This is a genomic window from Paraburkholderia sp. GAS82 (genome assembly GCF_050436285.1).
Lineage (GTDB): Bacteria > Pseudomonadota > Gammaproteobacteria > Burkholderiales > Burkholderiaceae > Paraburkholderia > Paraburkholderia phenazinium_B.
In genome coordinates, this window is the sequence record NZ_JBNDLX010000003.1 from 514561 (window position 1) to 539267 (window position 24707).

General features: G+C 62.9%; 24 protein-coding genes. 16 read left to right on the forward strand and 8 right to left on the reverse strand.

All coding sequences use genetic code 11. From position 1 onward, the window contains the following. Positions 1 to 33: 33 nt before the first annotated feature. Both P3T17_RS12645 and P3T17_RS12650 read left to right on the forward strand, forming a co-directional pair. Complete coding sequence (locus P3T17_RS12645) at positions 34 to 1965, forward strand: sensor histidine kinase (RefSeq protein ID WP_429407006.1); 1932 nt, start codon at positions 34 to 36, stop codon at positions 1963 to 1965. A gap of 48 nt (positions 1966 to 2013) precedes the next feature. Further along, positions 2014 to 3366 carry a sigma-54-dependent transcriptional regulator gene (locus P3T17_RS12650; RefSeq protein ID WP_074263239.1) on the forward strand — a complete coding sequence of 451 codons (1353 nt, stop codon included), beginning with the start codon at positions 2014 to 2016 and terminating at the stop codon, positions 3364 to 3366. A 109-nt stretch (positions 3367 to 3475) separates the two neighbouring features. Here the strand turns inward: P3T17_RS12650 and P3T17_RS12655 are convergent, their stop codons facing one another. Beyond that, positions 3476 to 4009, reverse strand: a complete 534-nt coding sequence (locus tag P3T17_RS12655; RefSeq protein WP_429407008.1) for a peroxiredoxin family protein — start codon at positions 4007 to 4009, stop codon at positions 3476 to 3478. A gap of 159 nt (positions 4010 to 4168) precedes the next feature. On the opposite strand from P3T17_RS12655, the gene P3T17_RS12660 reads away from it, so the two are divergent. After that, the gene (locus P3T17_RS12660) at positions 4169 to 4819 is read left to right on the forward strand and encodes a hypothetical protein (protein WP_429407010.1); all 651 of its coding nucleotides are present in this window, start codon (positions 4169 to 4171) and stop codon (positions 4817 to 4819) included. A gap of 342 nt (positions 4820 to 5161) precedes the next feature. Here the strand turns inward: P3T17_RS12660 and P3T17_RS12665 are convergent, their stop codons facing one another. Next, complete coding sequence (locus P3T17_RS12665) at positions 5162 to 6694, reverse strand: YifB family Mg chelatase-like AAA ATPase (protein WP_429407012.1); 1533 nt, start codon at positions 6692 to 6694, stop codon at positions 5162 to 5164. A gap of 106 nt (positions 6695 to 6800) precedes the next feature. Continuing rightward, positions 6801 to 7055 carry an accessory factor UbiK family protein gene (locus tag P3T17_RS12670; RefSeq protein WP_429407014.1) on the reverse strand — a complete coding sequence of 85 codons (255 nt, stop codon included), beginning with the start codon at positions 7053 to 7055 and terminating at the stop codon, positions 6801 to 6803. Positions 7056 to 7472: 417 nt separating this feature from the next. Here P3T17_RS12670 and P3T17_RS12675 point away from each other — a divergent pair, with 417 nt between their 5' ends. The 7 genes from P3T17_RS12675 to ptsP all read left to right on the forward strand — a co-directional run bounded on the left by P3T17_RS12675 (position 7473) and on the right by ptsP (position 15105). After that, positions 7473 to 7811, forward strand: a complete 339-nt coding sequence (locus tag P3T17_RS12675; RefSeq protein WP_006048089.1) for a P-II family nitrogen regulator — start codon at positions 7473 to 7475, stop codon at positions 7809 to 7811. Between the two features lie 38 nt (positions 7812 to 7849). Continuing rightward, complete coding sequence (locus tag P3T17_RS12680) at positions 7850 to 9334, forward strand: ammonium transporter (protein ID WP_429407016.1); 1485 nt, start codon at positions 7850 to 7852, stop codon at positions 9332 to 9334. Positions 9335 to 9611: 277 nt separating this feature from the next. Further along, positions 9612 to 10901, forward strand: a complete 1290-nt coding sequence (gene gshA, locus P3T17_RS12685; RefSeq protein WP_074263245.1) for a glutamate--cysteine ligase — start codon at positions 9612 to 9614, stop codon at positions 10899 to 10901. 151 nt (positions 10902 to 11052) lie between these two features. Then, the gene (gene gshB / locus P3T17_RS12690; protein WP_429286743.1) at positions 11053 to 12009 is read left to right on the forward strand and encodes a glutathione synthase; all 957 of its coding nucleotides are present in this window, start codon (positions 11053 to 11055) and stop codon (positions 12007 to 12009) included. Between the two features lie 323 nt (positions 12010 to 12332). Then, a complete protein-coding gene (locus P3T17_RS12695) occupies positions 12333 to 12821 on the forward strand; it encodes a PTS sugar transporter subunit IIA (protein ID WP_429407018.1) in 489 nt (162 codons plus the stop codon). Positions 12822 to 12874: 53 nt separating this feature from the next. Further along, positions 12875 to 13144, forward strand: coding sequence for an HPr family phosphocarrier protein (locus tag P3T17_RS12700; RefSeq protein ID WP_074263248.1), 270 nt, complete (start codon positions 12875 to 12877; stop codon positions 13142 to 13144). Between the two features lie 209 nt (positions 13145 to 13353). Further along, the gene (gene ptsP, locus P3T17_RS12705; protein ID WP_074263249.1) at positions 13354 to 15105 is read left to right on the forward strand and encodes a phosphoenolpyruvate--protein phosphotransferase; all 1752 of its coding nucleotides are present in this window, start codon (positions 13354 to 13356) and stop codon (positions 15103 to 15105) included. Positions 15106 to 15184: 79 nt separating this feature from the next. Here ptsP and P3T17_RS12710 read toward each other — a convergent pair whose 3' ends face one another. From P3T17_RS12710 to gpmA, 3 genes are all read right to left on the reverse strand, one after another. Further along, positions 15185 to 15946 (reverse strand): HesA/MoeB/ThiF family protein, encoded by a 762-nt coding sequence (locus tag P3T17_RS12710; RefSeq protein WP_429407021.1) that lies wholly within the window; start codon positions 15944 to 15946, stop codon positions 15185 to 15187. A gap of 167 nt (positions 15947 to 16113) precedes the next feature. After that, positions 16114 to 17703 (reverse strand): S41 family peptidase, encoded by a 1590-nt coding sequence (locus P3T17_RS12715; RefSeq protein ID WP_074263251.1) that lies wholly within the window; start codon positions 17701 to 17703, stop codon positions 16114 to 16116. Between the two features lie 392 nt (positions 17704 to 18095). Then, positions 18096 to 18842: a 2,3-diphosphoglycerate-dependent phosphoglycerate mutase gene (gpmA, locus tag P3T17_RS12720; RefSeq protein WP_074263252.1), complete on the reverse strand. Its 747-nt coding sequence runs from the start codon at positions 18840 to 18842 to the stop codon at positions 18096 to 18098. A gap of 148 nt (positions 18843 to 18990) precedes the next feature. On the opposite strand from gpmA, the gene P3T17_RS12725 reads away from it, so the two are divergent. The 5 genes from P3T17_RS12725 (at position 18991) to P3T17_RS12745 (ending at position 22124) form a co-directional block, all read left to right on the forward strand. After that, entirely contained in the window at positions 18991 to 19416 is a 426-nt protein-coding gene (locus P3T17_RS12725) for a rhodanese-like domain-containing protein (protein ID WP_074263253.1), read from the forward strand. Then, positions 19413 to 19673: a glutaredoxin 3 gene (gene grxC, locus P3T17_RS12730; RefSeq protein WP_074263254.1), complete on the forward strand. Its 261-nt coding sequence runs from the start codon at positions 19413 to 19415 to the stop codon at positions 19671 to 19673. The genes P3T17_RS12725 and grxC overlap by 4 nt, the downstream gene beginning before the upstream one ends. A 194-nt stretch (positions 19674 to 19867) precedes the next feature. Next, positions 19868 to 20338 carry a protein-export chaperone SecB gene (secB, locus tag P3T17_RS12735; RefSeq protein WP_074263255.1) on the forward strand — a complete coding sequence of 157 codons (471 nt, stop codon included), beginning with the start codon at positions 19868 to 19870 and terminating at the stop codon, positions 20336 to 20338. A gap of 21 nt (positions 20339 to 20359) precedes the next feature. Further along, positions 20360 to 21358, forward strand: a complete 999-nt coding sequence (locus P3T17_RS12740) for an NAD(P)H-dependent glycerol-3-phosphate dehydrogenase (protein ID WP_074265918.1) — start codon at positions 20360 to 20362, stop codon at positions 21356 to 21358. A gap of 202 nt (positions 21359 to 21560) precedes the next feature. Next, on the forward strand, positions 21561 to 22124 hold the full coding sequence (locus P3T17_RS12745) for an O-acetyl-ADP-ribose deacetylase (protein ID WP_429407212.1): 564 nt from the start codon (positions 21561 to 21563) through the stop codon (positions 22122 to 22124). Here P3T17_RS12745 and trmL read toward each other — a convergent pair. Together trmL and P3T17_RS12755 are read right to left on the reverse strand one after the other, a co-directional pair. Then, on the reverse strand, positions 22097 to 22567 hold the full coding sequence (gene trmL, locus P3T17_RS12750) for a tRNA (uridine(34)/cytosine(34)/5-carboxymethylaminomethyluridine(34)-2'-O)-methyltransferase TrmL (RefSeq protein WP_074263257.1): 471 nt from the start codon (positions 22565 to 22567) through the stop codon (positions 22097 to 22099). The genes P3T17_RS12745 and trmL overlap by 28 nt on opposite strands. Before the next feature lie 18 nt (positions 22568 to 22585). Continuing rightward, the gene (locus P3T17_RS12755) at positions 22586 to 23368 is read right to left on the reverse strand and encodes a phosphoribosyltransferase family protein (protein WP_429407024.1); all 783 of its coding nucleotides are present in this window, start codon (positions 23366 to 23368) and stop codon (positions 22586 to 22588) included. An 85-nt stretch (positions 23369 to 23453) separates the two neighbouring features. Here P3T17_RS12755 and P3T17_RS12760 point away from each other — a divergent pair, with 85 nt between their 5' ends. Next, positions 23454 to 24437, forward strand: a complete 984-nt coding sequence (locus P3T17_RS12760; RefSeq protein WP_429286749.1) for a methyltransferase domain-containing protein — start codon at positions 23454 to 23456, stop codon at positions 24435 to 24437. Positions 24438 to 24707 lie beyond the last annotated feature (270 nt).

The window sequence follows — 24707 nt, forward strand, 5'->3', positions numbered from 1 at the left end:
ATAACCGTACCCTACCGACCGGAATCCACTAACGTGACGCGCCGCCTGCTGATCCTCTTCGCGCTCGTCGCCGGGCTCGTGGCAGCGTGCGGGCTCACGTGGAGCATCACGTGGCGGGGAGGCATCGACACTTTGCGGCGCAACGCTGCCGTGCGCGTCGACCGCACGACCAACGCACTCAAGAGCACGCTTGAGCGCTACGAATCACTCCCTTATCTGCTGGCCGAGCATCCGTTCGTGCAGGACGTGCTCGTGAGTCCAACCGCGCCCAACGTCGAGCGTGCCAATCGCTACCTCGAAGATCTCAACGTCCACGCCCGGGCCACGGCAACCTACATCATCCAGACGGACGGGTTGTGTGTCGCGGCTAGCAACTGGCACGAGCCCGATAGCTTTGTCGGCGCGGGGTATCAGTTTCGGCCGTATTTCGTGGATGCGGTGAAGGGTGGCGTAGGCCGCTTCTTCGGCATCGGCACGATTTCGCACGATCCGGGCTACTACATCTCGCAGCCGGTGCGGCGGGACGGCAACGTCGTCGGCGTAGCGGTCGTCAAACTCAATCTGGAATGGTTCCAGGGTGTGGATGCCGCGGAGCCGCTGATCGTCACTGACGATCACGGGGTGATTTTCCTGTCGTCGGTGCCGGCGTGGAAATATCACACGGTGCGGCCGTTGTCGGGCGCGGTGGCCGATTCGATCTATCAGACGCGCCAGTACGCGCAGCAGGAGATCCCGCCGTTGCCGGTGACGATCGAACGCACGCTCGAAGGCGATGCGCAGATCGTGCGTGTGGGTGGCGGACGGTATGCGCCGCGTTATCTTGCCTCGCGGCGTGCAATAGGCGAGCCCGACTGGCAATTGATCACCATGGCGAGCGTCGCCCCGGTCGATGCCGATGCGCGCAACGCTGCCATCGTCACGGGCTTCGGTTACATCACGCTGTGCCTGCTCGCGTTCTACTGGAGAATGCGGCGCGCCCGTGTGCGCGAGATGATGCGCAGCCGCGAGTTGTTGCAACGCGCTTATGCGGAGTTGAATCAGCGGGTAGCGGAGCGAACGGCGGACCTGTCGCAGGCGAACGACCAGTTGAAGAAGGAAGTGAGCGAGCGCACGCGCGCCGAACAGGAGTTGCGCGCAGCGCACGATGAGCTGATCCAGGCGAGCAAGCTGGCTGCGCTCGGTCAGATGGCGGCGGGCATTACGCATGAGTTGAATCAGCCGCTTGCTGCATTGCGAGGGTTCTCGGACAACACACGCGTGCTGCTCGAGCGCGGCGATCAGGCCTCGGCGCGCGAGAATCTCGAAGCGATCGCGGCGCTCACCGAGCGCATGGGCAAGATCACCAATCAGTTGAAACTATTTGTGGGACGGGCACGGCCGCGTAGTGCGCGGGCGCCGCTCGCACGGGCGCTGCGCAATGTGCTGGCGCTGCTGCAAAAGCGTCTGCAGGGCGTGGACGTGACTTTGACGGTGGTCGAGAACGAGGCGGGCGCGCAGACCCAGACGCGGACCCGCTTCGATCCGTCTGACGAGCATCCGGAACTCATCGCAAACTGTGATGACCTGCGGCTTGAGCAGGTGTTGATCAATCTGCTTGGGAATGCATTGGATGCAACGGGGGATCTGGCGGAAGTTAATCTCGCGGCCGGACGTCCATCGGTCACCGCGACGCTCCCTCGCATCGAGATCGAAATCGAAGCTGCCGCGGCGACGTTATCGATCTCGGTCCACGATAACGGCCCCGGCATTCCGGACGACGTCCTGCCGCGCCTCTTCGAGCCGTTCTTTACGACAAAGGAAATGGGCCAGGGATTGGGACTCGGCCTCGCGATTTCTTCGTCAATTGCGCGTGACGCCGGCGGTTCGCTCGTGGCCCGCAACGCGCCGGACGGCGGCGCGCTGTTCGTGCTAACGCTGCGCCGGGCGCGTGTGCAGGCAACCGATCCGCTCATTGCGGGGTCCTGAATTCAGACGGCTTCAGATGCGCCTGGACGCTTTTAGGTGGTGAGGACAATGGTCAACAATAGTTTGCCCGTGCTGTATATCGAGGACGACGAACTGGTGCGTCGCGCGAGCGTGCAGAGCCTGCAGCTCGCCGGGTTCGACGTCATTGGACATGCGTCGGTCGAATCAGCGGCGCGTTCGATCAACGCGGATTTTCCGGGCGTGATCGTGAGCGATATCCGCTTGCCCGGCGCGAGCGGTCTCGATCTGCTCGCGCAATGCCATGAGCGTGCGCCCGAAGTGCCGGTGATTCTCGTCACCGGTCACGGCGATATCTCCATGGCCGTCCAGGCAATGCGCGACGGCGCCTACGATTTCATCGAGAAGCCGTTTGCCTCCGAGCGTCTGATCGAGACAGTGCGGCGCGCGCTGGAACGCCGCACGCTGGTGCTGGAGAATCACGCGCTACGCCGTGAGCTGGCGGGGCAGAACGCGGTGGCGCCGCGCATCATCGGCCGTAGTCCGGTGATCGAACAGGTGCGGCGGCTGATCGCGAATGTGGCGCCGACCGACGCGTCGGTGCTGATCAACGGCGATACCGGTGCGGGCAAGGAACTGATCGCGCGCAGCCTGCACGAACTGTCGCCACGGCGTGACAAGCCGTTTCTCGCGGTCAATTGCGGTGCTCTGCCGGAACCGATGTTCGAGTCGGAGATGTTCGGCTATGAGCCCGGCGCTTTTACCGGCGCGGCCAAGCGGCGCATCGGCAAACTCGAGCACGCTTCGGGCGGCACGCTGTTTCTCGACGAGATCGAGAGCATGCCGTTGGGGTTGCAGGTCAAATTGCTGCGGGTCTTGCAGGACGGCGTGCTCGAGCGGCTCGGCTCGAACCAGCCGATTCGCGTGAATTGCCGCATCGTCGCGGCTGCCAAAGGCGATATGACCGAGCACGTCGCTGCCGGCACGTTCCGGCGCGACCTGCTGTACCGCCTGAATGTCGTGACGATCGCGCTGCCGCCGCTCGCCGAACGTCGCGAGGACATCGTGCCGCTTTTCGAGCATTTCCTGCTCGACGCCGCGGTGCGTTATCAGCGCCCTGCGCCGATTCTGACGGATCGTCAGCGCGCGGGTCTGATGCAGCGCGACTGGCCAGGCAACGTGCGGGAGTTGCGCAATGCGGCTGACCGGCTTGTGCTCGGAGTGGCGGAAGATCCGGTAGCGGCGTCGGTCGATGCGGCGGAGGATTCGCAGTCGCTCAAGGAGCGCGTCGAGCAGTTCGAGCGGGCGGTGATTGCGCAGGCGCTGGAGCAGACCGGCGGCGCGGTGGCGGTGGCGGCGGACCGCTTGCAGTTGGGCAAGGCGACGCTTTACGAGAAGATCAAGCGGTATGGGCTGGCGGTGAAAGGTGACGGCGAGCGGTGAAGTCCCGGATCGCACAGGACCCAACGAGTGCGCCCCAAAAGCAACGCGCCGGTAGCGGACAACCCGCTACCGGCGCGTTTTATATCTGGTGCTTTCGTGCTTTGCTGCTTCAGGCCGCGTTCAGCGCCTTTTCGAGTAGTTGGTCCAGCTCGGCGAACTGCGGCTCGCCCACATAGCGCTTGAGAATCGTACCGTCCTTGGCGACCAGAAAGGTTGTCGGCGTCAACTGGATGTTGCCGAACTGCTTGGCCGCTGAGCCGTCGTCCATCGCGACCTTGAACGGCAGGCGGCGGGTCTGGCTGTAGTTGACCACGTACATCGGCGCGTCGTAGTTCATTGCGACGGCGACGAATTCGAGTCCCTTGCCCTTGAAGCGGTTATACGTGTCGACCATCTTCGGCATTTCCTGGACACAGGTGTCGCAGTTGGTCGCCCAGAAGTTGATCAGATAGACCTTGCCCTTCAGGTCGGCCGTCGAGACTTTCTGGCCCGACAACAGCGTGAAAGTCGCATCCGGCACGTGCTGCTGGCCGTTGAAGGCGAAATAGCCGGCAATCGCGATCGCACCCGCGACAGCCGCCATCGCGATGTAGCGGATCGGGCTGGTGCGCTTCGATACGGAAGGAGACGGGGTAGGGCTCATGAACGGGACCTCGAGATTCGCGCAGCGTGCGCGGAACGTAGCCACGGTATTGTAGCCCCAATCCCGCGAGGCGGCAGGGCGCTGTCGACACCCTGCCGGGGGTGCTTCTATCGGCGGATAATGGGGTTTTAAGCTTCGAGCCTTCCTGACAGCTTCGTCATGTTCCTATCCGCTTTCTGCCTGCCATTCCTGCGTCTTTTTTCCACCTTCCCCTTGAGCTTCGTTGTCCGGCTGCGTCACCTCTCTTCCGGCTTACCGACGACGGCGGCAACGCGCGCCATCCTGCGCATGAGTCTTTGCGTGGTCGCCGCGGGCGGCTTGCTGGCCGGCTGTTCGCCGACCTACGACTGGCGCACGGTCATGAATAACGACAACGGTTATACCGTCGACCTGCCGGCCAAGCCGGGCAGCGATGCGCGGCAGATCGACGTGGCCGGTACTTCGATGAAAATGGCCATGCAGACCGCCGAGGCTGGGCCGGCCGTATTCGCGGTCGGCACGCTGATGCTGCCTTCGGACGACCCGCAGGTGCAGCGCACGGCGCTCGACTTCCTGCGCGACGGACTGGCCCGCAATGTCGGCACCGCGCCGGCCGCGCACGCGGTGCAGATTCCGCTGGCCGCCGGTGGTCAGGTGCCCGGCATCGAGATGACGCTGAGCGGCAAGGCTGGCGAACAAAAGGAGACTCGCACGATCTACGCGCGCTTCGTTGCCCATGGCCGGCATGTCTACCAGGCGGCGATTATCGCCAGTCAGCCGTTGCCGCAGGAGCAGGTCGACCAGTTTTTTCGATCGTTCCAGCTTTATTAAAGACGCCATTTAGCTGCTTCGCGCAGGGTGCAAGGGTGTCGTAGATCGATGCACGCAGTGAAAGTTCCTTCGCAGGTTATGACGCTAATAGCCGGATTTTATGGGGATTTTTCCATCACCTGCCGCGCCTGTGGATAACTTTGTGGAGAACTTGGCGGGAGTGGGCCGGGATGCCCGTCCCACGGGCGTCCGGTCACTTTTCCCTGCTTCGGGGACAACCAAAAAACCCAATAAAATCAACGGCCTCTCCAAAACGCATCGAGCCTACCTTTCAATTGCCTGTGAATTTTCCAGAAATACTTTCGTGTGCATAAGTCAAGTCTTGACAGCGATTTTTTTGCTCTATCCAGCGGCGAATGCACGACGATATTGGACGGCTTCTGCAATTTGAGCGCCACTCGGCGCGTCGGCGCCGGCCAGATCTGCAATCGTGCGGGCCACCTTCAGCACGCGGTAATAGGCGCGTGCCGACCAGCCGAAACGATCACCGGCTTCGCGCAGCAGCGCTTCGCCGGCTGCGTCCGGCCGACAGACCTCGTCGACTTCGCGGCCGCTCAGTTCGCGGTTGGTTTTGCCCTGACGGGCCAGTTGCCGGGCGCGAGCTTCGCCTACCCGCGCGGCAATGGCTACGCTTGGCTCGTTGGCGTTGCTCGCGCGCGCGGAGAGTTCAGCCGGCGTGAGCGCGGGTAACTCGATCTGGATGTCGATGCGGTCCAGCAACGGCCCCGAAAGTTTGCGCAAATAGCGCGCGGCGATTTCCGGCGTGCAGCGGCAGCGTCCGTTCGGATCGCCGCGCCAGCCGCACGGACAGGGATTCATCGCGGCGATCAGCTGGCAGGCTGCCGGGAAATCGGCCTGCAATGCCGCCCTCGAAATGGTGATGCGTCCGGCTTCGAGCGGTTCGCGTAACGTCTCCAGCACGTGGCGGTCAAATTCCGGAATTTCGTCGAGAAACAGCACACCGAGATGCGCCAGCGTGATTTCACCTGGTTGCGGCGGATTGCGCCCGCCCACCAGCGCCGCTGCGCTCGACGAGTGATGCGGCGCCCGGAACGGCCGCTGCCGCCATTGCGCCGGTGAAAAACCCGACATGCTCGCGGACAGCAGCGCAGCAGAGGTGAGCGCTTCGTCGTCGGTCATCGGCGGCAGCAGGCTCGGCAGGCGTGCCGCCAGCATCGACTTGCCGGCCCCCGGCGGCCCGACCATCAGAACATGATGACCACCCGCCGCGGCGACTTCGAGCGCCCGGCGCGCGGCGCGCTGGCCGATCACGTCGGCCATATCGGCGGCCGGGACGACGGGGGCCGTGTCGAGCGCAGCTGCGGCGACTGGCGTGAGCCGGCTGTCCGGGACCCCAGCCAGATGCGCGCACAGCGAGGGCAGATCGGCGGCGCCGTAGACGTTGACGCCCGGCACCAGGGCGGCCTCCGCCGCGCTTGCCGCCGGCAGATAGAGTTCGGCTGCCACCTGCTGCGCGTTGCTTCGCGCGGTTCCACATGCCATCGCAAAGGCCCCGCGCATGGGACGCAGTGCGCCTGTCAGCGACAGCTCGCCTGCGAATTCCCGATGCATCAGCGATTCCGCCGGAATCTGCCCACTCGCGGCGAGGATGCCCAGTGCAATAGGTAGGTCGAAGCGGCCGGATTCCTTCGGCAGGTCGGCTGGCGCGAGATTGACGGTGATACGGCGCACGGGGAAGTCGAAGTCGCAGTTCTGCAGCGCGGCGCGCACGCGCTCGCGGCTTTCGCGCACTTCGAGATCGGGAAGGCCGACGATCGAAAAAGAGGGTAATCCGTTGGCGAGGTGAACCTCGACCGTTACTTCAGGCGCGCGGCCAGCGGCCGGCGCGCGACTGCGCACCACGGCAAGCGACATGTTTTCTCCCGTCAGACGGCGCGCCGGTGGCGCGCACGACTCTCTAAAGCGCTGATGACGTCACGGCTCGCTTGCCAGTGATGTGCAATTCAGACTTCGCGCAACCTCAGGACGCGTGTGTCACCGGCAGCTTCTGTTCGATCTCGGCCACGCGCCGCTCCAGTTCCTCGAGACGGGCGCGCGTACGCACCAGCACCTGGGTTTGCGTATCGAATTCTTCGCGCGTCACCAGATCGAGCTTTGAGAAGCCCTGCGACAGCATGGCCTTGACGTTGCGTTCGACATCCTTCGCGGGCGAGTTCTTGAGCAGATCGCTGATGCGAGCCTGGAAATCGTTGAAGACGTCGTTCGGTTGTTTCATGGTGTTCCCCTTAAATGCACAAAAAGTGTGCATGTGTCATTACGTCTGTGCCCCGGATCGGCGGATGAGCATTTTTGGTGCATGACCGACCGGTCGGTACGGTTCCATGTGCGCCTTTGGTGCGCGTATTCGTGTCCGTGGCCTGCGAACACTCTAGCAACGATCCAGACGGCGCGCCACCGTCCCCCGCCAACGTTGGCCATCCGGCCAGGGGGAGCGCGGGGCCGCTACCGGCACCGGTTCCAGCGAGTGTGACACTCACATGGCATGCGAGTTGCTGTTACTGCCCGGCGCGCACTGCCGGGTGGTTTTACCGGCACTGCATCGATCCGGTTCGAGTACCAGCCGCGTATCGACGCAACAGTTCAGGGGAAACCAGGTTTCGCAAACGGGTTACGCAACTACAGCGAGGATTTCATGAAACTGATTACCGCAATCATCAAGCCGTTCAAGCTCGATGAGGCGCGCGAGGCCTTGTCGGCAATCGGCGTCTCCGGAATCACGGTGACAGAAGTGAAGGGCTTTGGGCGTCAGAAAGGCCACACCGAGCTGTACCGGGGCGCAGAGTACGTCGTCGATTTCCTGCCGAAGGTGAAGATCGAGGCCGCGGTCTCGGACGACATCGTCGATCAGGCGATCGAAGCGCTCGAGCGTGCCGCACGCACAGGCAAGATCGGCGACGGCAAGATTTTTGTCACGCCGATCGAGCAAGTGATTCGGATTCGCACCGGGGAGACCGGGGCGGACGCCCTGTAAATAGAACGATAGCGACTCGCTACAAGAGGAAAATTAAGATGCGCAAACTATTGATGTCCATGCTGATGGCCGGTTCGCTGCTCGCGGGCGGTATCGGCGCCGCCCTCGCGGACGACGCTTCAGCACCCGCAGCCGCCTCGGCGCCTGCCGCCGATACGACGGCCAGCGCACCGGCCGCCGCAGCATCGGCACCGGCAGCGGACGCCTCCGCACCGGCTACCGCGGCTGCGGCACCCGACGCGTCGGCAGCCGCTGCCGCAGCCGCCCCGGCTGCTCCGACCGCGCCGTTCTCGGTCGACTCGTCGAAGATCAACTCCGGCGACACCGCCTGGATGCTGACCTCCACCGCGCTCGTGCTGTTCATGACGATCCCGGGCCTGGCACTGTTCTACGGCGGCATGGTCCGCAAGAAGAACGTGCTCGCAACGCTGATGCAAAGCTTTGCGATCACCTGCGTCGTGACGATCGTCTGGGTGGTGCTGGGCTACAGCCTGGCGTTCACGCCTGGTGGCATGTTCATCGGCGGCTTCTCGCGCGTCTTCATGGCCGGGATGAACTATATCCACGGCGACAAGGCGACCACGCTGACGGTAAGCCACCTGGCTCCGACGATCCCGGAAACGGTCTACTGCGTGTATCAGATGACCTTCGCGATCATCACGCCGGCCCTGATCACGGGTGCGTTTGCTGACCGTATGAAGTTCTCGGCGATGCTGGTGTTCATGACGCTGTGGTCGATCATCGTCTACTCGCCGATCGCTCACATGGTCTGGGAACCGACCGGCTGGCTGGCTACGGCAGGCATCCTCGACTTCGCGGGCGGCACGGTGGTGCATATCAACGCCGGTATCGCCGGTCTGGTTTGCTGCCTGGTGCTCGGCAAGCGTGTCGGCTACGGCAAGGAAGTCATGGCTCCGCACAACCTCACGCTGACGCTGATCGGTGGCGCGATGCTGTGGGTGGGCTGGTTCGGTTTCAACGCAGGTTCCGCAGTGGCAGCAGACGGCCGTGCCGGCTTCGCGATGTTCGCAACGCAGGTTGCAACGGCAGCCGCAGCACTCGCATGGATGTTTGCTGAATGGATCGCCAAGGGCAAGCCGTCGGTACTCGGCATCGTGTCGGGCGCGGTTGCGGGTCTGGTGGCGATTACGCCGGCTTCGGGCTTCGTCGGCATCGGCGGTTCGCTGGTGATCGGCATTGCTGCTGGCGTGATCTGCTTCTGGTCGGCTACGTGGCTCAAGGGCAAGCTCGGTTATGACGACTCGCTCGACTGCTTCGGCGTGCACTGCGTTGGCGGTATCGTCGGTGCACTGCTGACCGGCGTGTTCGCGGTCAAGGACATCGGCGGCGCGGACGGCAGCGTGATCCTGCAGGCCAAGGGCGTGTTGACGACCCTGATCTACAGCGGCGTGGTGAGCTTCGTCCTGCTGAAGGTGATCGATCTGGTGATGGGTATCCGCGTGACGGAAGAAGAGGAGCGCGAAGGCCTGGACGTGAGCCTGCACGGCGAGCACGTCGAATAAGGTTTAAGGGTTTCAAGGCTTTACGATTCACGATCACGAATCAAGCGCAGCGACTTTGGCCCGCCTTCTGGCGGGCCTTTTCTTTGGCGCCGGTTGCGGTGCTATTGCTGGACTATTCGCGGATGAATCGCGGTAGACTGCATCCGAGGAGCAGTTTTCGCCGCCTATCGCGCTCATAGCGAGAATGCATCCGTCCCTGCTTGCGAATGGAGAAACCGTCCCCAAATGGACGAAGCATTTGCTCTACAATCTTTTTTCTCCAGTCTGCGAGTGATCAATGGTTCCGCACCTAGTTACGGCGTTAAACGGCCCGCTGCTCGATCTCGAGCGGAAGATCCTCGACGCTACACCCGCCATCGAACGCTGGTTCCGCCTGGAATGGCAGGAACACACGCCGCCGTTCTATTGCTCGGTCGATCTGCGTAACGCAGGTTTCAAGCTCGCCCCTGTCGACACCAATCTGTTCCCCGGCGCGTTCAACAACCTGCCGCAGGAAGTACTGCCGCTCGCCGTGCAGGCGGCCATGGCTTCGATCGAAAAGATCTGTCCGGACGCGAAGAACCTGCTGGTCATTCCGGAGCGACACACGCGCAATGCGTTTTATCTGGAGAATGTCGCCCGTCTGGCGACCATCATGCGGCAAGCCGGACTCAACGTCCGGTTCGGTACCCTCGACGAGAGCGTCGACGGGCCGGTCACGATTGCGTTGTCGGACGGTCAGAAGATCGTCCTTGAGCCGCTCGAGCGCTCGGCACGCCGGCTTGGCCTGAAGAATTTCGATCCGTGTTCGATTCTTCTGAACAACGATCTTTCCGGTGGCATTCCGCCGGTCCTTGAAAATCTGCACGAGCAGTATCTGCTGCCTCCGTTGCATGCCGCGTGGGCGGTGCGTCGCAAGTCGACGCATTTCTCCTGCTATGACGACGTCGCCAAGAAGTTCGCGAAGATGGTCGAGATCGACCCGTGGATGATCAATCCGTACTTCGCGCACGTAGAAGGCGTCGATTTCCAGGAGCGTACTGGCGAAGAGGCGCTGGCCGATGCGATCGACGGCGTGCTAAAGAAGATCGCCAAGAAATATCGCGAGTACGGCATCTCCGAGAAGCCGTATGTGGTCATCAAGTCGGATGCGGGCACTTACGGCATGGGCGTGATGACCGTGCACGACGCTTCGGAAGTCGCCGCGCTCACCAAGCGCGAGCGCGCCAAAATGGCGACCACCAAGGACGGTCTCGAAGTGCACGACGTGATCGTGCAGGAAGGCGTCTACACGTTCGAGCGGATCGGTGAGGAAGTCGCCGAGCCGGTCGTGTATATGATCGACCGGTATGTGGTGGGCGGCTTCTATCGCGTGCACGGCAGCCGCGAGCGCGATCAGAATCTGAATGCGCCCGGTATGCACTTCGTGCCGCTCGGCTTCGAGCATACGGCTTTGCCGGACGCTCATGCGAAGCCGGGTGTGGCGCCGCCGAACCGTTTCTATATGTACGGTGTGGTGGCGCGGCTTGGCTTGCTGGCCGCCTCGGTGGAACTGGAAAAGACCGATCCGGAAGCGATCCAGGTCTGATTCGCGGCCAAGGTCTCGCTTCACACCCGGTTGCTGTGGCGTCGAGGCTACGCCTCGTTACGCCACACCGGACCGACGGGCGGCGCGCTTCATGCCGCCGCCCTTTGTTTAACGCATAATGCCAAGCCCATCAGTGCGCATCAGGACTTCCATGGACATTCTCTTTATCGCCGACCCGCTGGATCACTTCAAGATCTACAAGGATTCGACCTACGCGATGATGGCCGAGGCGGCCCGGCGCGGTCACACGCTCTACACCTGCGAGCCGAAGCATCTCGCGTGGACTGGTGCAGACGTCGAGGCGAATGCGCGGCGCTTTGCGATTGTCGGCGACGAATCCGATGGTCATCGCGAGACCTGGTATGCCGCCGATGCCGCTGCCGCGCGCTCGCTGAAAAGCTTTGCCGCTGTGGTGATGCGCAAAGACCCGCCGTTCGACATGGAATACGTGACGTCCACGTGGCTGCTGGAGCTTGCAGAACGCAGCGGCGCCCGCATCTTCAATAAGCCGCAGGCGATTCGGGATCATTCGGAAAAGCTCGCGATCGGCGAATTCCCGCAGTTCGTGGCGCCAACGCTCGTGACGCGCGACGCCGCAAGATTGCGCGCGTTTCACGCGGAGCATGGCGATGTGATTCTGAAGCCGCTGGACGGCATGGGTGGCATGGGCGTGTTTCGCGTGAAAGCGGATGGCATGAACCTCGGTTCGATCATCGAGATGCTGAGCCACGACGGCGCGCGTTCGGTGATGGCGCAGAAATTCATCCCCGAGATCAAGGACGGCGACAAGCGCATTCTGCTGATCGGCGGCCAACCGGTGCCGTATTCGCTCGCGCGCATTCCTCAGGGCAATGAGGTGCGCGGCAATCTTGCCGCGGGTGGGCTCGGCGTGGCGCAACCGCTGACCGAGCACGATCGCAAGATTGCGGAGACGCTGGCGCCGGTGCTAGCGGAGCGCGGTCTGCTGCTGGTGGGCCTAGACGCAATTGGTGATTGGCTCACCGAAGTGAACGTGACGAGCCCGACGTGCTTTCGCGAAATCATGGATCAGACCGGTTTCGACGTCGCCGGAATGTTCATCGACGCGCTCGAGCGGGCGGTAGGATAACGCAGTCGCCCTGACGGGTTGCCCAGGTGGTCTGTCAGGGCGGCGTCGAGCGAACAAGTGGCGGAAGCGCGAAAATGAGCCTGCTACAATGCCCGCTCTTTAGCGGCGGCCCGCGTCGGTTAGGATCGCCGGCAGGCGCGCCGCCCGAAACCTCAGGTTTCGCGCGGGCATGAAGCGCTCGTTCGCTGCGGGGCCGTCTCGGCCTGGCAGGTAGGCAGCGCGGAACGCGGATCCGACCCTCAGACCATCGGCCGGTCGAGGGCGTGACGACCGGGTTAAAACCCGGGCCACGGTTCAGGGCCGTTTTTTGCAGCAAGGCTGACATGGCAGGCATTCTGATCATTGCGCACGCCCCTCTCGCAACGGCGCTCAGGGACTGTATCGCACACGTTTACGGGGGCTTACCGGCCCGCATCGGCGTCATCGACGTCTCACCGGACTGCGATCCTGTGGAGGTCGTGGCATTCGCGCACTCCGAGATCGATCGGCTCAGGGAAGAGAACGGCGCCCTGGTGTTGACCGATATGTTCGGCGCGACGCCTTCCAATATCGCCGCGCGGCTCGCGTCGCTGCCCGATGTGCGCGTACTGGCCGGCGTGAATCTGCCGATGCTGCTGCGCGCGGTCTGCTATCGCGCCACGCCGCTCGACACGCTGGTCGACAAGGCGCTGTCCGGAGCGACCAAAGGCGTCCAGACAATCGCCGCGGGCACGCCCGCGCCGGTGTGCGCGCCGCCTGTGATGGGCGATTGCGTGCCTGCCATGCTGCCGGAGAGCGATCTCACCCACAAGCAGGGCACGACGAGCCTGTAACGGTTTCGGTTTCATCTTTCATAAACATCATTACCCGCGCTTCGGACCATTACATGCTGCAACAGGAAACGACTATCGTGAACAAGCTGGGGCTGCACGCGCGCGCGTCGGCCAAACTGACGCAACTCGCGGGTAACTTCCAGGCGGAAATCTGGATGAGCCGCAACGGGCGGCGCATCAACGCGAAAAGCATCATGGGAGTGATGATGCTGGCCGCGGGCATCGGCAGCACGGTGCTGATCGAAACCGAAGGCTCAGACGAAAAGGAAGCGATGGACGCACTACTGAAACTGATCGCTGATAAATTTGGCGAAGGTCAGTAACGCGGCGCGTTTACAGATTATTTGGGTCGTCACGCCGCGGTTTTCCGCGGCGTTTTTTTTAACGCGTCACAATCGACGCGGTAACACAGCGTGTTGCGCTGCACACTGACCAGGCAGGCGCCAGTAAGCTGCGGAATTTATAATGACGTGCAAGGTCTGAGAGCATTGCAGCGGTCTACCGCGGCATCACACAACTAGAGGAGGTGCGCGTGTCGTTCACGCTGCATGGAATTCCCGTGTCACGCGGTATCGCCATCGGGCGGGCTTATCTGATCGCCCCGGCTGCACTCGACGTCGACCACTATTTAGTCGAGCCCGCCCAGATCGAAGGCGAGGTCGAGCGTTTCCGCTCGGCCCAGCAACTCGTTCATCAGGAGCTCGATATATTGCGCAACGATCTCGCGGCGGATGCGCCGAGCGAGATGGGCGCGTTTATCAACGTTCATTCAATGATCCTGAACGATGCGATGCTCGTCCAGGAAACCATCGATCTGATCCGCACGCGCCGCTATAACGTGGAATGGGCGCTCACCGAGCAGCTGGAGCGCCTGTCACGCCACTTCGACGACATCGAAGACGAATACCTGCGCGAGCGGAAAGCCGATATCCAGCAGGTAGTCGAACGCGTGCTGAAGGCGCTGGCTGGGGCAACGGCGGCGAGTCTGGTCGACAACGTGCACGGCACATGCGACGAAATGATCGTGGTCGCGCATGACATTGCGCCGGCCGACATGATGCAGTTCAAAACGCAAACGTTTCAGGGCTTCGTGACGGATCTGGGCGGCCGTACCTCGCATACGGCGATTGTTGCGCGCAGCCTCGGCATTCCGGCTGCGGTCGGCGTGCAACACGCCAGCGCGCTGATCCGTCAGGACGATCTGATCATCGTCGACGGGGATCATGGCATCGTGATCGTCGATCCCGCGCCGATCGTGCTCGAGGAGTATTCCTACCGGCAAAGCGAGAAGGCGCTCGAGCAGCGCAAGCTGCAGCGTCTGAAGTTCTCTCCCACGCAGACGCTCTGCGGCACGCGCATCGAACTGTGTGCGAACATCGAACTGCCCGACGATGCGAAAGCGGCGGTGGATGCGGGTGCAATGGGTATCGGCCTGTTCCGCACCGAGTTCCTGTTCATGAATCACAAGGACAAGCTGCCGGCCGAAGAGGAGCAGTTTGCCGCCTATCGCCGCGCGGTGGAGCTGATGAACGGGCTGCCGGTGACGATCCGCACGATCGACGTGGGGGCTGACAAGCCGCTCGATTCTATGAGCGGTGGCGATGGCTATGAAACCGCCGCCAACCCGGCGCTGGGGCTGCGTGCGATCCGCTGGAGCCTGTCCGAGCCACAGATGTTCCTCACGCAGTTGCGCGCCATCCTGCGAGCGTCGGTGTTCGGCACAGTGAAGATCCTGATTCCGATGCTTGCGCATGCGCAGGAGATCGACCAGACGCTCGATCTGATTCGCGAGGCCAAACGTCAGCTCGACGACGCGGGTCTTGCCTACGATCCGAACGTGCAGGTCGGCGCGATGATCGAGATTCCTGCCGCGGCGATCGCGTTGCCACTGTTTTTGAAGCGGCTCGATTTTCTGTCGATCGGCACGAACGATCTGATCCAGTACACGCTGGCAATCGACCGCGCGGACAACGCGGTGGCGCATCTGTATGACCCGCTGCATCCGGCCGTGCTGCATCTGATCGCCTTCACGCTGCGCGAAGCGAAGCGCGCGGGTGTGCCGGTGTCGGTGTGCGGTGAGATGGCAGGCGATCCGGCGCTGACGCGTCTATTGCTCGGTATGGGCCTCACCGAGTTTTCGATGCATCCGAGCCAGTTGCTGGTCGTGAAGCAGGAGATCCTGCGCTCGCACGTGAAGAGTCTGGAGAAGCCGGTAGCGGATGTGCTGGCTTCGTTCGAGCCGGAAGAGGTGCAGGCTGCCTTGAAGCGGGTCGCGGCGGTGTGAGCTTGGTTCCTCGCCGCGTGCGCAGGCGTGCACTTCGCGCTTGCACGCGCGGGGAAGCACTGATCGACTGGGCTTAACTCTACGACGGACGATGCGCGTGGCCGCAGACCGGGCAATCCGGCTGGCGCGCGATGCGCATCGTGTTCCACTCCATTCGCAGCGAATCGAGCATCATCAGGCGGCCGACGAGCGGTGTGCCGATTCCCGCAATCACACGCAATGCTTCGGCGGCCTGCATCGCGCCGATGATCCCCACTGTCGGCGCAAATACGCCCATGGTCGAACAGGCCACTTCTTCGAACGGCTGGTCCTCCGGGAACACGCACGCATAGCAGGGCGAGGCGGCGTCGCGGAAGTCGAACGTGCTGATCTGCCCATCGAAGCGCAGTGCAGCGCCCGACACGAGCGGCACCCGGTGCGCAAAGCACGCGCGATTGATGGCGTGGCGCGTCGCGAAGTTATCGGTGCAATCGAGCACAACCGTAGCGTGCGGTACCGCTGCGTCGAGCCACGCATCGTCGACGCGTTGCGCGACTGCATCCACTATCACATCAGGATTGAGTTGGGCGAGCGCGTCGCGCCCGGACTCGACCTTGCTGCGACCTACCGAAGCCGTCACGTGCAGAATCTGGCGCTGCAGGTTGGTGAGATCGACGGTATCGGCATCGACAAGCGTCAGCTTGCCCACGCCCGCTGCGGCCAGATACATCGCCGCTGGCGAGCCCAGCCCTCCCGCGCCGATGACGATCGCATGTGCATCGAGAAAGCGCTGTTGCGCCTCGATACCGAGTTCGTCGACAAGAATATGGCGTGAATAGCGGAGAAGTTGATCGTCGTTCATGGCGGGGCGCCGAGGTGTGTCGCGCGGAGGCGGCAAACAGGCCAGCCGCATTCCAGGTCAGGCGTTGCCTGCTGCGCGAGCATTCGTTCTGTTGATTCTAATCGCGCTGGACAAAAGGGTCTTCGCAACGTGTCGCGCTGCGAAGACCCTTAGGTGAAACTTGGTGCTTAGTTGGCTTGCGATGCCGGAGCCGGCGCGGAAGCCGGCGTGCTCGCCGATGCACCCATGCCTGGAACCGGAGTGGTCGGCTTGACCGCCACCGGCGCCGAAGCGGATTGCTCCGGCTTGTTCTGCGCGAGACGGCGTTCGGAGAGCGACTTCGATTCCTGCACCGGCTTGCCTTCCAGCTTGTTCAGGCCTTGTTGCAGCATGAAGTCGTCGGCCGAACCGAACTCGACCGGCTTGCGGTCGCGGTCCTTCTGGCGTTGTTCCGGCGTCTTCTTGTCGTTCTGCTCTTCAAGCGCGCGCAACTGGTCCATGCGATCCTGCTCGCGCTGTTCCTGTTCCTTCTTCTCGTCCGGATCCTGCGTGTTTGCCAGGTGGTTCGAATAGTCCACTTCGCGTGTCACGAGTGCGTCGTCCGGATCGCCGTCCGCGTACTGGTCAACCGCAACGTCCGGGCGGATACCCTTGTTCTGGATCGAACGGCCGCTCGGCGTGTAGTAGTACGCCGTGGTCAGGCGCAGCGCGGTGTCGGCGGTCATCGGACGCACCGTTTGCACCGAACCCTTGCCGAAGGTCGTCTTGCCGACGATCAGCGCACGATGCTGATCCTGCAGCGCACCGGCAACGATTTCCGATGCCGACGCCGAGTAGGCGTTGGTCAGCACGATCATCGGCACGGTCTTGAAGATCGGCGCTTCGTCCTTCAGCGGGTCGCTGTCAAACGACGGCAGACGGTAGTTATCGTAGGTATCGCGGTAGACCTGCTTCGAATCCGGGATCTGCCCGTTGGTCGAGACCACCACCGAATCCGGCGGCAGGAAGGCGCCAGCCACGCCGACCGCGCTTTGCAGCAGACCGCCGCCGTTGTTGCGCAGGTCGAGCACGAGGCCCTTCAGGTTCGGCTGCTGGCGTGCGATTTCCTGCAGCTTTTCGGCCAGGTCAGGTGTGGTGCGTTCCTGGAAGCTGGTGATGCGGATGTATGCATAACCCGGCGCCAGGATCTTCATCTTCACGCTCTGCACCTTGATGATGGCGCGCGTGACCGTGAGCGGGAACGTGCGGTCATCGGTCTTGCGGAAGATCGTGAGCGTAACCTTGGTGCCCGGATCGCCGCGCATCTGCTTGACGGCCTGGTCGAGCGTCATGCCGCGCACCGGCTTGTCGTTGATACGCGTGATCAGGTCGCCCGGACGGATACCGGCGCGAAACGCCGGGGTGTCTTCGATCGGCGAGATCACCTTGATCAGGCCGTCTTCCGCCGAAATCTCAATGCCGAGGCCCGCGAAGCGGCCCTTGGTCTGTTCCTGCAGTTCTTCGTAATCGGTCTTGTCGAGGTACGACGAGTGCGGGTCGAGGCTCGACACCATGCCCTTGATAGCGGCCGTGAGGAGCTTCTTGTCATCGACCGGTTCTACATATTCGTGCTTGATCTGTCCGAAAACTTCGGCAAACAGCCGCAGCTGATCGAGCGGCAGCGGCGCGACGGCGCTGCTGGCGGGTTGCTGGGCCGAGGCGGAAAGTTGCAATGTTGCAAAAACGCCGGTAGCAAGGCCCGCGGCAATCAGGCCGATATTTTTCAGGTTCTTTCGCATAGAGTCTGTTGCGGTCGGAAGCGCGTGGCAGCGTCAAAGAGATGGGGACGGACAAGTATAACTGCACACACCCGCCCAGGCAGTGCACAGCGATAGTAATCGCAATTCGACAGCGCGAGGCGCGCCGGGTTCTGGGGATTTACGCCGGGGAACAGAGAAATGTGCGGTAACGGGTGAACGGTGATGTCCTGGATCGGCAGTGTACCTTGCGCTGCGCACACCGGCCGGTTCGGGCGAGTGTACACAGCGTGTTTCCTGCAGCGTTGTATTGCGCTTTATGCAGCCAATGCCCAGGGCAAATCAGGAGGTCCGTGTGAGGCCAATGAGGCCTACGCGACAGGAAGCCGTTGAGGAGCCCAAACGAGCGGCGCAGACGGCGCCGCTCGCGGGGTTTAGCCCGCCTTGCCTTGCTTCGCGACAGCCGCCGCGGCTTTGGCAATCGCTTCCTGGTCGCCCAGATAGTAGTGCTTGATGGGCTTCAGATTTTCGTCCAGCTCATACACGAGCGGCACGCCGTTCGGGATGTTCAGGCCGACGATGTCATTGTCCGAAATGTTGTCGAGATACTTCACGAGCGCCCGGATCGAGTTGCCGTGCGCGGCGATCAGCACCTTGCGGCCCGATTTGATGGCCGGCGCGATCGATTCGTTCCAGATCGGCATCACGCGGGCCACGGTGTCCTTCAGACACTCGGTCAGCGGCAACTCTTCGCGCGGTACCTTGGCGTAGCGCGGGTCGTTATACGCGGTGCGCTCGTCGGACGGGTCGAGTGCCGGCGGCGGCGTGTCGTAGCTGCGGCGCCAGATCAGCACCTGCTCGTCGCCGAACCTGGCAGCGGTCTCCGCCTTGTTCAGACCCGACAGCGCGCCGTAGTGCCGTTCGTTCAGACGCCACGAATGGACTACCGGCAGGTACATCAGATCCATCTGGTCCTGCACGTGCCAAAGGGTGCGGACCGCGCGCTTGAGGACGGACGTGTAGGCGATATCGAACGTGTAGCCCGATTCCTTCAGCAGCACGCCAGCCTGCTGCGCTTCACGATTGCCTTGCTCGGTCAGGTCGACATCGACCCAGCCTGTGAAGCGGTTTTCCTTGTTCCACGTCGATTCGCCGTGGCGGATGAGAACGAGTTTGTACATAAGATGGCCGGTCGGTAGTAAGGAAGCGGTAAAGCGCGGCGCACGCGGCCCGAATGGGCCGTCGCCATCGCGTCAGGCGGTTATTTTATAATGGTCGGATTGCCCCTTTCTGATTTTTCCGATTTCTCTCTTTTTCGGCGGATTTTCCGTGAAGTTTTTCACCGATTACACAAACCTTGTACTCATCGCGATCGTCCTCATCTCCGGTGGGTTGCTCCTGTGGCCGACCATCAGCCGCCGGGGCCGCGGCGGCCTGACCGCAGCCGCTGCCACCCAGCTGATCAACCGCCGCAACGCCGTAGTCATCGACCTGCGGCCGTCGGCGGAGTTCGCGAACGGTCATTTGCCCGCAGCGCGGCATCTCGAGTTTGCCGAGTTGCAGGCGAAGGTTGGCCAGCTCGTGAAGAACAAGAGCAACCCGGTACTGCTAGTCTGTCAAAACGGCCAGCAGTCGAACAAGGCGGTACGCGTCGTGCAGGACGCGGGCTACGCCGAAGTCCATGTGCTCGAAGGCGGCCTGAACGCCTGGCAGCAGGCCGGCATGCCGGTTGTGAAACAAGGAGCAGCGAAGTGAACAAGGTAATCATGTACAGCACCCAGGTGTGCCCGTATTGCCAGATGGCCGAACGTCTTTTAAAGTCGCGCGGCGTCGAGATTGTCGAAAAGGTGCTGATCGACAAGGACCCGGCCCGGCGTGAAGAGATGATGAGCCGCACAGGCCGTCGTACGGTGCCTCAGGTGTTTATCGGCGAGACGCACGTGGGCGGCTATGATGACCTTTCCGCGCTCGATCGCGCGGGCGGCTTGATGCCGCTGCTCGAAGCTGCCTGAGCGCGGGTTGATTCCAGCGGGTTAATTCCGGCTTCACGCGGGATTGATGCCGGGTTCACGCGCCGAACTGGCAAAACAGCACCAGAACAAGCCGTTGTGTCGGCGCCCGGGTTGGGCGGCGCGCAACGCACCGACCCGGCGCTCCATGGCAGCATGGCGCGCCGCAAATGACCATATTCAGGGAATATCCAATCATGTCCGACGAGAATAACCAGCCGTTCTTCAACATCCAGCGCATCTACCTGAAGGACATGTCGCTCGAGCAGCCGAATTCGCCGGCCATCTTCCTCGAACAGGAAATGCCGTCGGTCGAAGTCGAAGTGGACGTAAAGGCCGAGCGCCTCGCCGATACCGTGTTCGAAATCCTCGTCACCGGCACCGTGACGGCCAAGGTGTCGGACAAGGTCGCGTTCCTGATCGAAGCCAAGCAGGCTGGCATTTTCGATATCCGCAACATTCCGGCTGAGCAGATCGATCCGCTGGTCGGCATTGCTTGCCCGACGATCCTGTTCCCGTACCTGCGTTCGAACATCGCCGACGCGATTACCCGCGCCGGTTTCCCGCCGATCCACCTCGCCGAAATCAACTTCCAGGCCCTGTACGAGCAACGTCTCGCGCAGCTCGGCACGCAAGAAGGCGCGGCGCAGAACGGCGTCACGCACTAAGTGTTGCGCGCAGTGCCGGGTATGAAAGTCGCCGTTCTCGGCGCTGGTGCATGGGGCACCGCTCTCGCGGGCCATCTGGCGGTGCGGCACGATACGGTGCTGTGGGCGCGTGAGCCGGCGCTGGTCGCCGAGCTTGCTGCAACCCAGGAAAACGCCCGCTATCTGGCGGGCGTTGCTTTGCCGGCCGGGCTTCGATATGAGGCCGATCTGGAAGCGGCACTGAGCCACGCGTTGGCTGACGACGCGTTGTGCGTCGTCGCGACGCCGGTGGCCGGTTTGCGCGGTCTGTTTCAGGCCATGCGTGCTGCCGGCAAGGTGCCGGCTCACGTGGTCTGGTTGTGCAAGGGCTTCGAGGCCGATACGCAGTTGTTGCCGCATCAGGTCGTCGCAGCTGAGCTGGCCGGTCATAGCAGCAATGGTGTTTTGTCCGGGCCCAGCTTTGCGCGTGAAGTGGGGCAGGGCTTGCCGGTCGCATTGACTATCGCGAGCGCATCGGCTGCCTGTCGCGAGCGAACCGTGGCGGCGTTTCATCATGGCGCCATGCGTATCTACACGGGGGACGACCTCGTGGGCGTGGAGGTGGGCGGTGCGGTGAAAAACGTGCTGGCGATTGCTACGGGGATCGCCGATGGCCTCGGTCTTGGCCTTAATGCTCGGGCTGCGCTGATCACGCGCGGTCTGGCCGAAATGTCGCGCCTGGGCGTAACGCTCGGTGGCCGGGCCGAAACGTTCACCGGTCTCACGGGTCTCGGCGATCTGATTCTGACGGCCACCGGCGATCTGTCGCGCAACCGCACGGTCGGCGTGCAACTGGCTGCGGGACGCACCCTTGACGATATCCTCGGCGCACTCGGTCACGTGGCCGAGGGCGTGCGCTGTGCGCAAGCCGTGCTGGCGATTGCGCGGGCTCATTCGATCGACATGCCCATCACCGAGGCTGTCTGCGCGGTGCTATTCGATGGTGTTGCTCCGCGCGATGCCGTAAGCGCGCTGCTGCGGCGGGACGCCAAAGCCGAGTAGGTTCGGCACGGCGGTCACGGTCACGGTTTGACCGGCGTAACGGCTTACGTAGCAAGCACATTCGTCTCAACAACGGTTCAGCCTTCTGCGGATCGGCGATCCGGGCCCTTTCAGGCCCAATAGCCCGTTCCGGATCGCGCTGAACCGTTGTCCTCTCTTCGCTGTCAACGTCTTATCGGCGTTTCGAATGGCGAGGTTCTCCATGCTCATATCCGGTCAATGTTCGCTCGAAGCGCGCGTCGTCGATATCACGACGCTGACCGTCGACGCGATCGTCAATGCGGCTAATACGTCATTGCTGGGCGGCGGGGGCGTCGACGGTGCGATTCATCGCGCAGCGGGGCGTGCGCTGTTGCGCGAATGCGAGACGCTGGGTGGTTGTGCCACCGGCGACGCGAAAATCACCGCCGGTTATCAGTTGCCCGCCAGGCATGTGATTCACGCGGTCGGTCCAGTCTGGCACGGCGGCGGCCGAGGCGAGGCCGAACGACTGGCGTCGTGTTACCGGCGCTCGCTTGAACTCGCCAGCGAGGCGCAGTGCGCAAGCATCGCGTTTCCAGCGATTAGTTGCGGTATCTACCGTTTTCCGGCGGACGAGGCGGTAAGCATTGCCGTGGGTGCGGTGCTCGAGACCTTGCCGCGCGTGCCGGGAATCGAACGTGTGCTGTTTGCTTGTTTCGACGATGCGATGTTCGCCCGCTACCAAACCGAACTGGCCAGGCGGGCAACGCTGTTGCGTCAGGCGCCGCCTTCGAAGCCGGCCTGACGCCACGCTTCGAATACCACCACGGCCACGGTATTCGACAGGTTCAGACTGCGATTGCCCGGCCGCATCGGCAGACGCACACGCTGTTCGGCGGCGAACTGTTCCAGCACCCCGTCCGGCAGGCCACGCGTTTCCGCACCGAACACGAACCAGTCGCCGGGCAAGAACGCATGCGCGTGAAACGCGCCCGAACCGCGGGTCGTGAACGCGAACATCCGCGCCGGGTCTGGTGTTTCGCTGGCGATGAACGCTGCCCAGTTGGCATGCACATGCATCTGCGCGTACTCGTGATAGTCGAGCCCGGCGCGCTTCATTTTGGCGTCGTCGAGTGGAAATCCGAGCGGTTCGATCAGGTGCAGACGAGCACCGGTATTTGCGCACAGACGGATGACGTTACCGGTATTCGGTGGAATTTCGGGTTCGACGAGGACGACGTTGAACATGATGTGAGCCAGTGGAAACTAGTTTTTCGGTGTGCGCAACGCGACGAAGTTCGTTACGCGCCGCGCCCCGGCGGCCTTCAGCACGTGTGCGAGGGCTTCGAGCGTGGCGCCGGTCGTCATGACATCGTCGACCACGGCCACGTGCAGGCCGCGCACCGGTGCGGCGACTTCAAACGCCCGGCCGACGTTTTGCCGACGCGCATCCAGATCCAGTCGCGACTGCGGCGCGGTTTCGATCACGCGAGCGACCAACGTGGCGTCGCTGCGCACCCGAAGCGTACGCGCGAGCGGCTTCGCAATCTGCCATGCCTGGTTGTACCCACGTTCGACGAGGCGCTTCGCCGCAAGCGGGACCGGCGCGATCACGTCGGGCCATTCGGAGGCGCTTAGCGAATCGCCCGCGAGACGCGCAAGCCGCTGCGCAAACTCGTCGGCCAGCAGCAGGCGAGCCCGAAACTTCAGGCCCACAGCGAGCGAGTCGAGTGGCGCGCGATAGTCGGCGAGCGCGAGCGTCGCGTCGAACGGCGGCGCCGTGGTGACACAGTCCGCACACCGGTAACCGGCGTTCCTGCCGCGACGCGAACTCGGCAACGGAACCGCGCAGACCAGGCAACGCAGGCGCGATTCGTTCGCATAAGCCTCGTCACAGCCTCTACAGAGTGCACTCTGCGACAAATTGCCGCAGAGTGCACAGAGATTCGGCAGAACGGCATGAACAAGGCGCGGCCATGAAGATCCCAGCCGGGTTGCAAGTTTTGCAACCCGGCCGCAAGGTGAAAAAGCCGACACCTGGAATTGCATTGATGGGCCGCCCGCGAAACGCCAGTTACGATGAGTGAAAGGGAGCGAGCGAGTATACTTCGGGCTCTTCGTCCGCGTGACCCCCATGTCCTCAACTCCCGCAAAATCTGGCCGTCCGGCCTATGATTCCCGGCGCCTTCAGCGGATTTTCGATCGCCGCGCCGCCACTTTCGACGAGGTTGCGTTCCTGCCGCGCGAGATTGCCCAGCGGATGCGCGAGCGTCTCGATTACATCAAGGTCAGTCCGGCCGCCGTGCTCGATGCGGGCTGTGGCGCGGGCGACGACCTGCCTGGTTTGCGCGAGCGTTTCCCCGAAGCACCGGTGTTCGGTACGGATCTTTCCCATGCCATGCTGACCCGCGCGCTGGCGCACGACGCCGGCGACACGAGCTGGCGGCGCTTTCTGCCGGCTTCGATCGGCAAGGCGCTCGGCGCGCGCGGCCCGCGCTTCGCCCAGGCCGATTTCTCCGCTCTGCCCTTTACGCCCGGCGCGTTCGAATTCATCTGGTCAAACCTTGCCTTGCACTGGCATTCGCGGCCCGATCTCGTGTTTCCCGAATGGCAGCGCGTGCTCAAGGTAGGGGGGCTGCTAATGTTCAGCACGCTTGGGCCCGATACACTCAAGGAACTGCGTGGCGCCTATGCCGAAGTGGAGGCGGCGCACGGTGTGCCTTCGGCAAAGCATGTGATCGATTTCGTGGACATGCACGATCTGGGCGATATGCTGGTGGAAAGCGGCTTCGAGATTCCGGTGATGGATCAGGAAACGCTCACCATCACCTATCAATCGCCGCAGTCGCTGCTTGCGGATGTGCGCCGGTGGGGCGCCTATCCGTTCGAGCGCGAGGCTGCGGCCTACCCGGGCATGGGTGCCGGGCCGGTGTCTCGGCGCTTGTACAAGGCCCTGCTGGCGGCGCTGGAAGCGCGCCGGCGGGCGGACGGCACGCTTGCCTTGACGTTCGAGGTGATATACGGACATGCATGGAAGGCCGTGCCACGAATGACCGCCGAAGGTCACGGGATCGTGCGGCTCGAGGACATTGGCCGGGGTCCGTCGAAGAATCGTTGAACCGGAAAGAGGACATCTGTTATGTCTGAAATTACCGGGACAAAAGTGTTTCCCGAGGTGCGTCAAAACGGCGCAGAGGCTTGTCGGGACTGGCTTGCGGGCCGATAGGGCGTTGCTTGTGGATGCCATAGAACGCGCCTATAATGCGTCAGTTTGTCGCTCGGAGTTCCCACATCCGCAGCGGCAGGCCCGAGGCGCTGGGCAGCAGGAAAGGGCGGTACGAAGCGGTATAAGGCAACGGTAACAGGCAGGGTTAAGAGGCAACTCGCA

What these genes read in the sequence shown, in the direction of transcription:
- P3T17_RS12650 (WP_074263239.1), top strand. Translation starts at nt 2,014, where the DNA reads ATGGTCAACAATAGTTTGCCCGTGCTGTATATCGAGGACGACGAACTG.
- P3T17_RS12655 (WP_429407008.1), bottom strand. Translation starts at nt 4,009, where the DNA reads ATGAGCCCTACCCCGTCTCCTTCCGTATCGAAGCGCACCAGCCCGATC.
- P3T17_RS12660 (WP_429407010.1), top strand. Translation starts at nt 4,169, where the DNA reads ATGTTCCTATCCGCTTTCTGCCTGCCATTCCTGCGTCTTTTTTCCACC.
- P3T17_RS12665 (WP_429407012.1), bottom strand. Translation starts at nt 6,694, where the DNA reads ATGTCGCTTGCCGTGGTGCGCAGTCGCGCGCCGGCCGCTGGCCGCGCG.
- P3T17_RS12670 (WP_429407014.1), bottom strand. Translation starts at nt 7,055, where the DNA reads ATGAAACAACCGAACGACGTCTTCAACGATTTCCAGGCTCGCATCAGC.
- P3T17_RS12675 (WP_006048089.1), top strand. Translation starts at nt 7,473, where the DNA reads ATGAAACTGATTACCGCAATCATCAAGCCGTTCAAGCTCGATGAGGCG.
- P3T17_RS12680 (WP_429407016.1), top strand. Translation starts at nt 7,850, where the DNA reads ATGCGCAAACTATTGATGTCCATGCTGATGGCCGGTTCGCTGCTCGCG.
- gshA (WP_074263245.1), top strand. Translation starts at nt 9,612, where the DNA reads ATGGTTCCGCACCTAGTTACGGCGTTAAACGGCCCGCTGCTCGATCTC.
- gshB (WP_429286743.1), top strand. Translation starts at nt 11,053, where the DNA reads ATGGACATTCTCTTTATCGCCGACCCGCTGGATCACTTCAAGATCTAC.
- P3T17_RS12695 (WP_429407018.1), top strand. Translation starts at nt 12,333, where the DNA reads ATGGCAGGCATTCTGATCATTGCGCACGCCCCTCTCGCAACGGCGCTC.
- P3T17_RS12700 (WP_074263248.1), top strand. Translation starts at nt 12,875, where the DNA reads ATGCTGCAACAGGAAACGACTATCGTGAACAAGCTGGGGCTGCACGCG.
- P3T17_RS12710 (WP_429407021.1), bottom strand. Translation starts at nt 15,946, where the DNA reads ATGAACGACGATCAACTTCTCCGCTATTCACGCCATATTCTTGTCGAC.
- P3T17_RS12715 (WP_074263251.1), bottom strand. Translation starts at nt 17,703, where the DNA reads ATGCGAAAGAACCTGAAAAATATCGGCCTGATTGCCGCGGGCCTTGCT.
- gpmA (WP_074263252.1), bottom strand. Translation starts at nt 18,842, where the DNA reads ATGTACAAACTCGTTCTCATCCGCCACGGCGAATCGACGTGGAACAAG.
- secB (WP_074263255.1), top strand. Translation starts at nt 19,868, where the DNA reads ATGTCCGACGAGAATAACCAGCCGTTCTTCAACATCCAGCGCATCTAC.
- P3T17_RS12740 (WP_074265918.1), top strand. Translation starts at nt 20,360, where the DNA reads ATGAAAGTCGCCGTTCTCGGCGCTGGTGCATGGGGCACCGCTCTCGCG.
- P3T17_RS12745 (WP_429407212.1), top strand. Translation starts at nt 21,561, where the DNA reads ATGCTCATATCCGGTCAATGTTCGCTCGAAGCGCGCGTCGTCGATATC.
- trmL (WP_074263257.1), bottom strand. Translation starts at nt 22,567, where the DNA reads ATGTTCAACGTCGTCCTCGTCGAACCCGAAATTCCACCGAATACCGGT.
- P3T17_RS12755 (WP_429407024.1), bottom strand. Translation starts at nt 23,368, where the DNA reads ATGCAATTCCAGGTGTCGGCTTTTTCACCTTGCGGCCGGGTTGCAAAA.
- P3T17_RS12760 (WP_429286749.1), top strand. Translation starts at nt 23,454, where the DNA reads ATGTCCTCAACTCCCGCAAAATCTGGCCGTCCGGCCTATGATTCCCGG.